This window comes from Lentzea sp. NPDC060358 (assembly GCF_042725365.1).
Taxonomy (GTDB): domain Bacteria; phylum Actinomycetota; class Actinomycetes; order Mycobacteriales; family Pseudonocardiaceae; genus Lentzea.
In genome coordinates, this window is the sequence record NZ_JBHXCW010000236.1 from 1 (window position 1) to 11,765 (window position 11,765).

Annotated in this window: 12 protein-coding genes and 2 riboswitches; of the genes, 9 read left to right on the forward strand and 3 right to left on the reverse strand. The window is 70.1% G+C overall.

Annotated elements, in window-relative coordinates; genetic code table 11:
- Positions 1–53 precede the first annotated feature (53 nt).
- Positions 54–1,004 (forward strand): AraC family transcriptional regulator, encoded by a 951-nt coding sequence (locus tag ACFWGZ_RS33670; protein WP_382455623.1) that lies wholly within the window; start codon positions 54–56, stop codon positions 1,002–1,004.
- On the opposite strand, the gene ACFWGZ_RS33675 is transcribed toward ACFWGZ_RS33670, so the two are convergent.
- Genes ACFWGZ_RS33675 through ACFWGZ_RS33685 form a run of 3 tightly spaced genes read right to left on the reverse strand, consistent with a single transcriptional unit; the run spans position 1,001 to position 4,737 of the window.
- Positions 1,001–3,028 (reverse strand): 3-hydroxyacyl-CoA dehydrogenase NAD-binding domain-containing protein, encoded by a 2,028-nt coding sequence (locus ACFWGZ_RS33675; protein WP_382455624.1) that lies wholly within the window; start codon positions 3,026–3,028, stop codon positions 1,001–1,003. The two genes, ACFWGZ_RS33670 and ACFWGZ_RS33675, sit on opposite strands and share 4 nt — an antisense overlap.
- A gap of 3 nt (positions 3,029–3,031) precedes the next feature.
- Positions 3,032–4,234, reverse strand: a complete 1,203-nt coding sequence (locus ACFWGZ_RS33680; RefSeq protein WP_382455625.1) for an acetyl-CoA C-acetyltransferase — start codon at positions 4,232–4,234, stop codon at positions 3,032–3,034.
- A gap of 56 nt (positions 4,235–4,290) precedes the next feature.
- Complete coding sequence (locus tag ACFWGZ_RS33685; protein WP_382455626.1) at positions 4,291–4,737, reverse strand: GNAT family N-acetyltransferase; 447 nt, start codon at positions 4,735–4,737, stop codon at positions 4,291–4,293.
- 106 nt (positions 4,738–4,843) lie between these two features.
- On the opposite strand from ACFWGZ_RS33685, the gene ACFWGZ_RS33690 reads away from it, so the two are divergent.
- The 8 genes from ACFWGZ_RS33690 to glyA form a co-directional block, all read left to right on the forward strand.
- The gene (locus tag ACFWGZ_RS33690; protein ID WP_382455627.1) at positions 4,844–5,980 is read left to right on the forward strand and encodes an acyl-CoA dehydrogenase family protein; all 1,137 of its coding nucleotides are present in this window, start codon (positions 4,844–4,846) and stop codon (positions 5,978–5,980) included.
- On the forward strand, positions 5,977–7,101 hold the full coding sequence (locus ACFWGZ_RS33695) for a CaiB/BaiF CoA transferase family protein (RefSeq protein ID WP_382455628.1): 1,125 nt from the start codon (positions 5,977–5,979) through the stop codon (positions 7,099–7,101). Before ACFWGZ_RS33690 ends, ACFWGZ_RS33695 begins: the two co-directional genes overlap by 4 nt.
- 336 nt (positions 7,102–7,437) lie before the next feature.
- Positions 7,438–7,617, forward strand: a complete 180-nt coding sequence (locus ACFWGZ_RS33700; RefSeq protein WP_382455629.1) for a hypothetical protein — start codon at positions 7,438–7,440, stop codon at positions 7,615–7,617.
- Positions 7,618–7,781: 164 nt separating this feature from the next.
- Entirely contained in the window at positions 7,782–8,276 is a 495-nt protein-coding gene (locus ACFWGZ_RS33705) for a helix-turn-helix transcriptional regulator (RefSeq protein WP_330851894.1), read from the forward strand.
- A 126-nt stretch (positions 8,277–8,402) separates the two neighbouring features.
- Positions 8,403–8,759 (forward strand): hypothetical protein, encoded by a 357-nt coding sequence (locus ACFWGZ_RS33710; protein WP_382455630.1) that lies wholly within the window; start codon positions 8,403–8,405, stop codon positions 8,757–8,759.
- Between the two features lie 14 nt (positions 8,760–8,773).
- Positions 8,774–9,076 carry a DUF3817 domain-containing protein gene (locus ACFWGZ_RS33715; RefSeq protein WP_382455631.1) on the forward strand — a complete coding sequence of 101 codons (303 nt, stop codon included), beginning with the start codon at positions 8,774–8,776 and terminating at the stop codon, positions 9,074–9,076.
- Between the two features lie 45 nt (positions 9,077–9,121).
- Positions 9,122–9,212: riboswitch (glycine riboswitch) on the forward strand.
- Positions 9,213–9,305: riboswitch (glycine riboswitch) on the forward strand.
- Between the two features lie 97 nt (positions 9,306–9,402).
- Positions 9,403–10,497, forward strand: coding sequence for a glycine cleavage system aminomethyltransferase GcvT (gene gcvT, locus ACFWGZ_RS33720; RefSeq protein WP_382455632.1), 1,095 nt, complete (start codon positions 9,403–9,405; stop codon positions 10,495–10,497).
- Positions 10,498–10,510: 13 nt separating this feature from the next.
- The coding region (glyA, locus tag ACFWGZ_RS33725) for a serine hydroxymethyltransferase (protein WP_382455633.1) at positions 10,511–11,765 on the forward strand (1,255 nt) is incomplete at its 3' end.

Here is an 11,765-nt window from a genome sequence, read left to right on the forward strand (position 1 = left end):
GCTCCCACTCTCCCTGGGGCCGCATCACCGCCGTTGGCGTTCTACTGTGGTTCGTGCACTCCCGGACCGTGGCGATCCACTACGTGCGCGCCGCGTTGCGCGCGTGCCCGGAGCCGTCGGTCGTGCTGCACGGCGCTGGCATCCCCGCGAGCCTGCTCGACGACGACCGGGCGCGGGTCACGCCCGCCCAGTACACGAAGTTCGTCCAGACGCTCTGGGAAGTCCTCGACGACGAGTTCATGGGCTTCGGGCCGCGGCCGTCCAAGCGCGGCACGTTCGCGATGATGTGCCTGCTCGCCGTGCACTGTCCCGACCTGGAATCGGCGTTGCGGCGCGGGCTCGCGTTCTACGCCCTGTTCGAGCAGCCGCTGCACCTCGCGCTCGACGGCGGGCGCTTCACGCTCGACATCCCCGGCGACCCCGACCACTTCCTCACCGAGTCGCTGCTCGTGCTGTGGCACCGGCTCTCGTCGTGGCTGATCGGCCGCCGGATCCCGTTACGGGCCGCCGAGTTCGGCTACCCCGAGCCCGCGCACGCCGCCGAGTACCACCTGATCTTCGGCTGCCCGCTGACCTTCGGGGCGGCCGCCACCTCGATCTCGTTCGACCCGAAGTTCCTGCGCATGCCGGTCGTGCAGGACGAGGCGGCGCTGCGCAGGTTCCTGCGGCACTCGCCGGCGGAGCTGCTGTCGCGCCGCGACCACGGTGCCGACACGGCGGGGCACGTGCGGCGGCTGCTCGGGCGCGGGGCCACGGGACTCGAGGCCGTGGCGGCCCAGCTGGGGGTGTCGGCGCCGACGTTGCGGCGCAAGCTCGCGGCCGAGGGGACGTCGTTCCGCGAGGTGCGGGAGCAGTTGCTGCGCGACCAGGCCGTGGCGTCGCTGGTGCGCGGGGGCGAGTCGGTGGAGGAGCTGGCGCTGCGCCTCGGGTTCTCCGAGGCGAGCGCCTTCCACCGGGCCTTCAAGCGGTGGACCGGGTCCTCACCCGGCTCGTACCGCGCCTAGAACTTCTCGCGCTCCCGCAACGACGTCGGCGGGCGGAACCGCTCGCCGTAGGTGTCCGCGAGGTAGTCGGCGCGCTCGACGAACGCCTGCACGCCGACCGAGTTGATGAACTGCAGCGTGCCGCCGCTCCACGGCGCGAAGCCGAACCCGAAGATCGAGCCGATGTTCGCGTCCGCCACCGACGTCAGCACGCCCTCGTCCAGGCACCGCACGGTCTCCAGCGCCTGCACGAACAGCAGCCGGTTGCGCACGTCCTGTTCGGACACTCCCGCGTCGGCCTTCGCATAGCGGGTGGTGAGCTCCGGCCAGAGGAACTTCTTGCCGCCCTCCGGGTACTCGTAGAAGCCAGCGCCGGCCGACTTCCCGCTGCGCCCCAGCGACACCATCTCGCGGATGAGGTCGTAGGCCGCGCTCTCCGACACCAGCGACGGGTCGTCGGCGAGCGTCTGGTCGTGGATCTTCAGCTGCAGCGACAGCGTCACCTCGTCCGAGACGGCCAGCGGGCCCACGGCCATGCCGGCCTTCTTGGCGACGTTCTCGATCAGCGCGGGGGCCACGCCCTCGGCCAGCATCGTGATCGCCTCGATGACGTACGTGCCGAACGTCCGCGAGGTGTAGAAGCCGCGCGAGTCGTTGACCACGATCGGCGTCTTCCCGATCTGCCGCACGTAGTCCAGCGCGCGCTGCAGCGTCTCCTCGGACGTCTTCTCGCCGCGGATGATCTCCACGAGCCGCATCTTCGGCACGGGCGAGAAGAAGTGCAGGCCGATGAACCGCTCCGGCGCCGTCACCGCGGAGGCGAGGCCGGTGATCGGCAGCGTCGAGGTGTTGGACGCGATCACCGCGTCCGGCAGGGCGTGCGACTCGGCCGCGGGCAGCACCTTGTTCTTCAGCTCGCGGTTCTCGAACACGGCCTCGATGACCAGGTCGCAGCCCGCCAGGTCGTCGTCGGAGTCGGTCGGCGTGATGCCTTCCAGGCCCTGAGCGCCCTTCTGCGCCGACTCCAGCGTCACGTCCTTCAGGACGACCTCGATGCCCGCCTTCGCGGACACCTCGGCGATTCCGGCGCCCATCATGCCCGCGCCCAGCACGCCGAGCTTCGCCACGCGCTTGCCCGCGGACGACGCGCGTCCGTTGACCTCGTTGAGGTTGAACCAGAACGCCGTGATCATGTTCTTGGAGACCTGGCCGGAGGCCAGCTCCACGAAGTAGCGGCCCTCGATCTTCAACGCCGTGTCGAAGTCGACGTAGGCGCCCTCGACGGCGGTGGCCATGATCTTCTTCGGCGCCGGGTACGCGCCGTGCGTCTTCTTGCTCAGCACGGCGGGTGCGGCCGCGAGCAGGCCGTAGCTGTTGGGGTCGCCGAACTTCAGGTCCGGCACGCCCGCGCCCTGCACGTCCCACGGCTGCGTCGGTGCCGGGTTCGCCTTGATCCACGCGATGGCCTCGGAGATCAGCTCCTCGCGCGTCTCGACGAGCTGGTCGACGATCCCGGCCTGCAGCGCGCGTTCCGGGCGCAGCTGCTTGCCCTCCATGAGCAACGGCAACGCCTTCTGCACGCCGAGCAGCCGCACCATGCGCGTGACGCCACCGCCGCCGGGCAGCAGGCCGAGCGTCGCCTCGGGCAGGCCGACGCGGATGCCGTTGTCGTTCAGCACGATCCGGCGGTGCGCGGCGAGCGCGATCTCGAAGCCGCCGCCGAGCGCGGTGCCGTTGATCGCGGCTACGACCGGCTTGCCGAGCTTCTCCAGCCGCCGCAGCTGCGACTTGAGCTCCTCGACGCCTTCGAGGGCCTGCGCGGCGTTCTCCGGCGTGATCGCGATGAGCACGTTCAGGTCGCCACCGGCGAAGAACGTCTTCTTGGCGGACGTGATGACCACGCCCGTGATGTCGTCGCCCTCGAGCTTCGCGACCGCGTCGCCCATCAGGTCGCGGTACTCGTCGTTCATGACGTTGGCGGAGCCGGACATGTCCATCGTCAGCGTGACGATGCCGTCGGAGTCCTTGTCGTAGTGGAAAGGCATCTCTCAGACCCTCTCGATGATCGTCGCAATGCCCATGCCGCCGCCGACGCACAACGTGGCGAGACCGCGCCGCAGGTCCCGGCGCTCCAGCTCGTCGAGCAGGGTGCCGAGGATCATGCAGCCGGTGGCGCCCAGCGGGTGGCCCAGCGCGATCGCGCCGCCGTTGACGTTGACCTTGTCCTCGGGGACGTCCATGTCCCGCAGGAACTTCAGCACGACCGACGAGAACGCCTCGTTGACCTCGAACAGGTCGATGTCCTCGACCGACAGCCCGGCCTTGTCGAGCGCCTTGCGGGCGGACGGCGCCGGTCCGGTCAGCATGATCGTGGGTTCGGTGCCCACGACCGCGACGGACACGATCCGGGCGCGCGGCGTCAGGCCCAGGGCCTTCCCGGCCGTCTCCGAGCCGATCAGCATGGCCGCGGCACCGTCGACGATCTGCGACGAGTTGCCCGGCGTGTGCACGTGCGTGATGCGCTCGACGGTGGGGTAGCGGTCGATCGCCACCGTGTCGTAGCCGAGGTCGCCGTGGAACTGGAAGCTGGGCTTGAGCTTGCCCAGCGACTCCACGGTGGAGTCGGGACGGATCGTCTCGTCCTCCTTGAGCACCACCGTGCCGTTCTGGTCGACGACCGGCACCACGGACCGCTCGAACCAGCCGTTCTTCTGCGCCTCGAACGCGTGGGCGTGCGACCGGGCGGCCCACGCGTCCACGTCGGTGCGCGAGTGGCCCTCCAGCGTCGCGATCAGGTCGGCCGACACGCCCTGCGGCACGAACGACAGGTCGAAGTTCGTCGAGGGGTCGATCGCCCACGCGCCGCCGTCGGAGCCCATCGGCACGCGCGACATCGACTCGACGCCCCCGGCCACCACGAGGTCCTCGAACCCGGACGCGACCTTGGCCGCGGCGAGGTTCACCGACTCGAGGCCGGACGCGCAGAACCGGTTGAGCTGCACGCCGGCGGGGCGCTGGTCCCACCCGGCGGCCAGCAGGGCCGTGCGGGCGATGTCGCCGCCCTGCTCGCCGAGCGGGGACACCACGCCGAACACGACGTCGTCCACCGCGGAGGTGTCGAGGGAGTTGCGTTCGGACAGCGCGCGCAGCACACCGGCGGCCAGCTCGACGGGCCGGACGCTGTGCAGCGACCCGCGCTTGCCCTTGCCGCGCGGCGTGCGCACCGCGTCGAAGATCAAGGCTTCGCTCATGGCACCCACGCTAGGCCCGGCCCACCGCACTGGCCATGACCGTGGAGGGTGACCGATTAGCTCACCTGGTAGTTCATGTACTCCGGGTCCTCGGCCTGCACGAACCCGAGCCGCCGGTAGAGCCGGCGCGCGGGCAGGTTGTCCACCCACACCCGCAGCGTGACGACCTTCCAGCCCTCACCGGCCGCCCACTCCAGCACGGCTCTGACCAGTGCCTCCCCGAGCCCGCGGCCGCGGTGGGAGGGCCGCACCCACATCGAGTAGAGGTAGAGGCCCTCCGGTTTGGCGGTGGCCGCGACCAGCGCGACGGGCTCGGAGTCGAGCGTCGTGTCGAGCGCGACGACCTTCAGGCCCTCCGCGGCCCGGTCGCGCCACTCGGTCTCGCCGTACTCCCGCTCGACCGCCAGCGTCGCCCCGAACTCCTCGGGGTCGCTCGACAGCGCCTCCAGCCGGATGTCGCGCCACAGTCGCCACTCGCCGGGCGCGACCTGATGGATCTCCATACCGGTGAGTCTGGCCGACGGGGTGGCGATTTCGCTCAGTTTTTCGCGTGACGGCGACACGCGCCGGTCATGGCGTGGATCACCTGCCGGTGGTTTCGTGGAGGTCATGGCAGAGCGTCGATCGCGGTGGATGGACAGCGACCTGGACCAGTTGCGCCAGCTCGCGCGCACGTTCTTCGAGAAGGAGGTCACGCCGAACGTCGAGCGCTTCGCCGAGCAGAAGCAGGTCGACCGGGAGCTGTGGACCAAGGCCGGCGAGCTCGGGCTGCTGTGCCTGAGCATCCCCGAGGAGTACGGCGGCGGTGGCGGCACGTTCGCGCACGAGGCCGTACTGCTCGAGGAACAGGCACGCGCCGGCGACAGCGCGTGGGGCAACAGCGTGCACAGCGGGATCGTCGCCCACTACGTCAACTCCTACGGCACCGAGGAGCAGAAGCGGCGCTGGCTGCCCAAGCTGGCGTCCGGCGAGTACGTCGGCGCGATCGCGATGACCGAACCCGGCGCGGGCTCCGACCTCCAGGGCATCCGGACCAAGGCCGTGCGCGACGGCGACGAGTACGTCATCAACGGCTCGAAGACGTTCATCACCAACGGCGTGCACGCCGACCTCGTCGTCGTGGTCGCCAAGACCGACCCGGCGCAGGGCGCGATGGGCATCTCCCTGCTCGTGGTGGAGAAGGACATCCGGCGCGGCCGCGTGCTCGACAAGGTCGGCATGAAGGGCCAGGACACCGCCGAGCTGTTCTTCGACGACGTGCGCGTACCCGCCTCGAACCTCCTCGGCGAGCAGGAGGGCCAGGGGTTCGTCCAGCTCATGCAGCAGCTGCCGCAGGAACGCCTGATCATCGGCGTCTGCTCGATCGCGGGCATCGAGGCCGCGGTGGAGATGACGCTGAGGTACGTGAAGGAGCGCCAGGCGTTCGGCAAGGAGCTGATCAAGTTCCAGAACACCCGGTTCAAGCTCGCCGAGTGCGCCACCGAGGCGGCCGTGACCAGGGCGTTCATCGACGAGTGCGTCGAGAAGCACCTGCGCGGCGAGCTCGACGTGCCGACCGCGGCGATGGCGAAGTGGTGGGCCACCGACCGGCTGACCAGGGTCGTCGACGAGTGCGTGCAGCTCTTCGGCGGCTACGGCTACATGAACGAGTACCCGATCGCCCGTGCCTGGTCCGACGCCCGCGTGCAGCGGATCTACGGCGGCACGAACGAGATCATGAAGGAAATCATCGCGAGGTCCCTGTGAGCGGTCCTCTCGAAGGTCTGAAGGTCGTCGAGCTCGCGGGCCTCGCGCCCGCGCCGTTCGCCTGCATGGTGCTCGCCGACCTGGGCGCGGACGTCGTGCAGGTGCACAAGCCGGGGAGCCGCTCGACGGTTCCCGGCGACTTCCTGGGCCGCAACCGGCGCTCGATCGCGGTCGACACCCGCCGGCCGGAGGGCTCGGAGCTGGTGCTGAAGCTGGTCGAGCGCTCGGACGTGCTGGTCGAGGGCTTCCGGCCGGGCGTCACCGAACGGCTGGGCATCGGGCCGGCGCAGTGCCTCGCCCGCAACCCGCGCCTCATATACGGGCGCATGACCGGTTGGGGTCAGGACGGGCCGCTGGCCGACCGCGCCGGGCACGACATCAACTACATCGCGGTCGCCGGCGCGCTGGAGCCGCTGGGCCGGGCCGGCGGGCCGCCGTCGTTCCCGATCAACCTGCTCGGCGACTTCGGCGGGGGAGGGCTGCTGCTCGCCCTCGGCGTGCTCGCGGCGCTGTACGAACGGGAACGCTCCGGGCGCGGCCAGGTCGTCGACGCGGCGATGGTCGACGGGGCGGCGCTGCTGACGACGTTCCTGCACGGCATGAAGTCCGCGGGCATGTGGTCCGGCGGGCGCGGCGAGAACATGCTCGACGGCGGCGTGCCGTTCTACGACGTCTACGAGGCCGCGGACGGGCGGTTCGTGGCCGTGGGCGCGCTGGAGGAGAAGTTCTACGCCGACCTCGTGCGCGTGCTGGAGCTGCAGGACGCGCCGTCGCGCAACGACCCGGCGAAGTGGCCCGAGCTGCGGGAACGGATCGCGGCGGCGGTGAAGACCAGGACGCGGGACGAGTGGGCCGAGCTCGCGGGGGACACCGACGCGTGCCTGGCGCCGGTGCTGAGCCCGCAGGAGGCGGCGCGGCACCCGCACAACGCCGCGCGGGAGGTGTTCGTGGACGTCGCCGGGGCGGTGCACCCGGCTCCGGCACCCCGGTTCGACCGCACGCCGACGGCGGTTCCGACCCCTCCGGCCGAGACCGGGGCGGACACCGCGGAAGTGCTCGCGGACATGGGTGTGGCGGACGCCGAAATTGTGGAACTGCGGCGGTCCGGAGTAATTGGATGAATGTTCGGGTGCGCATTAAACAGCGCCACGAAGGCGTGACGGAGCGTGATGCCGGCGGTTCGGCATCCGGGTGAGGCCCGGTGCACCTGCCTTCGTCCAAGCTGTGGGATGCGAGGGAGTCCGTGTTCACCTCGTGCCCAGGACATCGGCGCTGGACAGGGACCTCTTTAGCCGCCATTCGGGTGACATCGGGCGCCGTGCAGGCGTGCGCCGCTGGCAGAACCTCGCCCGAGTTGGGCGTGGTCGTTGTTCATCGCAAGGGTGAATGAGGGAGCATGTCGGGTGACACGGCGGTCCGCCGCCTCAGCTGAGAGCGACATGGACGGAGAGGTACCTGTGAACCTCAAGAAGGTGCTAGTGCTGGCGGTCGTCGCGCTGGTGCTGTTCCTCCTGATCACCCGGCCCGAGGAGTCCGCCGGGGCGGTCCAGACGGTGCTCGGCTGGCTGCGCGACGGAGCGGAGTCGATCATCACCTTCATCAGGAGCCTCTTCGGGACGGCGACGCCGATTCGCTAGTGACCCACGGTGATCTTCGGCCGTTCGCGTTGAGCCGGACGGGTGGAATGCGGCCAATCACGCACTGGTAACGGGTGTTCTGGGGATTCAGGGTCTGGTGATTGTCAGACCTACCGAATACCTTCCGCTGCAATGGCCGATCCCCGACCGACGAGGAGGCATGGATGGTCGAGGACTCCGGGGTCCACGAGCTCTTGAAGCAGTGGGCGGCTGAACGGTCTGACGACGCAGAGATGCAGGAGGTGAACCGGATCAAGAACGCGTGGCTCGCTGAGGCTCCCCCCTCGGCGCCAGGCATCCCCGTGCAGCGGGGTGCCGCACGGAGCGGGTCGCGTGGCTTGGTCAAGGTCGACTCGGCGGATCCGGCCTACGTGGCCGCGATGCGCAAGCGGGCGCCGGAGGCACCCGAGGCGTTGCTCGCCGCCGCAGCGAGCTACTGGCAGCTCGTCGGTGACGTCAGCGAGGCCGAGCAGTGGTGGGACGCGGGCATCAGCCCGCTGGACCAGCGCGCGCTCGACTACCGCGCTGCCGGCCTGACGCCCGCCGACCTCGGGAGGCGCCTGGGACCTATGACGGTTCTCCAGCACCTTCGCCGTGGCTCCGCCGCGGCCTGGTGCGTCGCACGTCTGCAGAGGCAGCGCCGGGACGGCGTGGCGTAGGACGGACGGGCTGCCGGAGGCGGCAGCCCCGTACCCATGACGCTCAACCCTCACGGGCGGCCTCCTGATCGGAGGCCTCACCCAAGTAGTGTGGAGGCCGTGCGCGGCCTCCTTACTCCCCAACGCTTGCTGATCGCGTTCGCCTGTCTGGCGGCGCTGGTCGTGTGTTGCGGGCTCGCGTACTGGCAGTGGCAGCGCTTCGAGTCCGCCAGCGGCACCTTCCAGAACCTCGGGTACGTGCTGCAGTGGCCGCTCTTCGGCCTCTTCCCCCTCTTCATGGTGTGGCGCTTCCGCCGCCTGGCTCGCCAGAACCGTGACGGGGCTCTCCCCGCACCGGAGCCGGTTGCACCCGCCGCCACGCCGGTGACTACGGTTGACGCCGTCAGACCCGCGCCTGTCGAGCACTTCGACGACGAAGAAGACGCGGAGCTCGCGGCCTACAACCGCATGCTCGCGGACCTCCACGCGCGGGACGGTCGTTGAGCGAAGGCGGGCAGATGAAGGGTGCGTTGACCCGGTTCAGGGTCATGGCTTACGTGGTCGGTGTCTTCCTGCTGCTGCTGGTCGTGGCGATGGTGCTCAAGTACGCCGCAGACATGGGCGGCGCGATGAAGGTCGTCGGCCCGATCCACGGCTTCCTCTACGCCATCTACCTGGTGCTTTCCGTCGACCTGGCGCTGAAGCTGCGCTGGTCGATCAAGGGCACCCTGCTGGTGCTGCTCGCCGGGACGGTCCCGTTCCTGTCGTTCTGGGCCGAGCGCAAAGTGGTCGAGAAGACCGCGCAGGGCGTGCCGTTGTGACGTTTGGCCTGCTAGCGTCTGGGGCTGACAACTGAACACGGCCGTCGATGTCGCGCGGGAGAGCTCTCTTCAGCGAGAGCGCCGAAGGAGCAACTCCTCCCCGGAATCTCTCAGGTGCAGGTACCGCACGACGAAGGCAACTCTGGAAAGCAGGCCCACCGGCCTCGCCCACGGTGCAAGTCGCGCGTCCGCGCGGCGAAGCTCTCAGGCTCATGACAGAGGGGGAGGCTCGCTCTAGTGGAGGAGTCTCCGATGGACCGTGTCATTCTTCTGTTGCCTCAGCCGGCCGCGTCCGGCTCTTCGGCGCACCCTGGAGGAGCGTTCTGATGTCCCGCCTCACGCCTCTGAACGCCGAGCACGAGCAGCTCGGCGCGATGTTCACCGACTTCGCGGGCTGGCGGATGCCGCTGCGCTACTCGAGCGAGCTCGCGGAGCACCACGCGGTGCGCACCACCGCGGGCCTGTTCGACCTCACGCACATGGGTGAGATCGTCCTCACCGGACCGCAGGCGGGCGAGGCCCTCGACTTCGCGCTGGTCGGCCACATCTCCGCGCTGGCCGTCGGCAAGGCGCGCTACACGATGATCACGCAGGCCGACGGCGGTGTGGTCGACGACCTGATCGTGTACCGGCTGGGCGACGAGGAGTTCATGGTCGTCGCCAACGCCTCGAACGCCGCCGTCGTCGCCGAGGCGCTGGCCGAGCGCGCCGCCGGGTTCGACACCGTCGTCGCCGACAGGTCCACCGACTACGCGCTGATCGCGATCCAGGGCCCGAAGTCCGTCGAGATCCTCTCCGGCCTGACCGGGACGGACCTCGCGACGGTCAAGTACTACGCCTCGTACCCGTCGACGGTCGCGGGCGTCGACGCGCTGCTGGCCCGCACCGGCTACACCGGCGAGGAGGGCTTCGAGCTCTTCGTCGCCCCCGCCGACGCCCCCGCGGTGTGGGCGGCGCTGCTGTCGGCCGGCGAGGCGCACGAGCTCAAGCCGTGCGGCCTCGGCTGCCGCGACACGTTGCGCCTCGAGGCCGGGATGCCGTTGTACGGCAACGAGCTGACGACGTCGCTGACGCCGTACCACGCCAACCTGGGCCGCGTGGTGAAGCTCGACAAGCCGGGCGACTTCGTGGGCCGCGAGGCGCTCGCCAAGGTCGCGGAGTCCGGTGTGGACGCGGTCCTGGTCGGGCTGAAGACGCCCGAGCGCCGTGCCCCGCGGCACGGCTACGCGGTCCTCAACGGCGACGAGGTCGTGGGCGGGGTGACGTCGGGCGCGCTGTCCCCGACCCTCGGCTACTCCGTCGCCATGGCCTACGTGTCCCGCGCGAGCTCCGAGCCGGGCACCTCACTGCTGGTCGACGTCCGCGGCAAGAAGCAGCCGGTCGAGGTCGTCGCACTTCCGTTCTACAAGCGCGCCAAGTAGGGAGATCTTCCAGATGTCCGAGCAGTTCAACGCCTCCCTCGCGGAGTACGACCCCGAGGTCGCCGAGGCCGTTGCCGCCGAGCTGGCGCGCCAGCAGGGCACCCTCGAGATGATCGCCTCGGAGAACTTCACGCCCGTCTCGGTCCTGCAGGCCCAGGGCTCGGTGCTCACCAACAAGTACGCCGAGGGCTACCCCGGCCGCCGCTACTACGGCGGCTGCGAGCACGTCGACGTCATCGAGCGCCTGGCCATCGAGCGCATCAAGGCGCTCTTCGGCGCGGGCTTCGCCAACGTCCAGCCGCACTCGGGCGCGCAGGCCAACGCCGCCGCGATGTTCGCCCTGCTCCAGCCCGGCGACACGATCCTCGGCCTGGACCTGGCGCACGGCGGCCACCTCACGCACGGCATGCGCATCAACTTCTCCGGCAAGCTCTACAACGTCGTGCCGTACCACGTGGCCGACTCCGACGGCCTGGTCGACATGGCCGAGGTCGAGCGCCTGGCCGTGGAGCACAAGCCGAAGCTGATCGTCGCCGGCTGGTCGGCCTACCCCCGCCAGCTGGACTTCGCCGAGTTCCGCCGGATCGCCGACTCGGTCGACGCGTTCCTGATGGTCGACATGGCGCACTTCGCCGGCCTCGTGGCCGCCGGGCTGCACCCGTCACCCGTGCCGCACGCGCACGTCACGACGACCACCACGCACAAGACCCTGGGTGGTCCTCGTGGCGGTGTGATCCTGTCGAACGACGCGGACATCGCCAAGAAGATCAACTCGGCGGTGTTCCCGGGACAGCAGGGCGGGCCGCTGGAGCACGTCGTGGCGGCCAAGGCCGTGGCGTTCAAGCACGCCGCCTCGCCGGAGTTCGCCGACCGGCAGCGCCGCACTCTCGAGGGCGCCCGAATCCTCGCCGACCGGTTGTCCGCCACCGACGTCGCCGCGGCCGGGGTCAAGGTGCTGACCGGGGGCACCGATGTGCACCTGGTGCTCGTCGACCTGGTCTCGTCCGAGCTGGACGGGAAGCAGGCCGAGGACGTTCTGCACCGGATCGGGATCACGGTCAACCGCAACGCCGTTCCGAACGACCCGCGTCCGCCGATGGTGACCTCGGGGCTGCGGATCGGCACGCCGGCGCTGGCCACCCGCGGGTTCGGCGAGGTGGACTTCGTCGAGGTCGCCGACGTGATCGCGGAGGCGTTGAAGCCGGGGGCCGCGGTGGAGGAGCTGCGGGCCCGGGTCGAGGTGCTGGCGGCCAAGCACCCGCTGTACC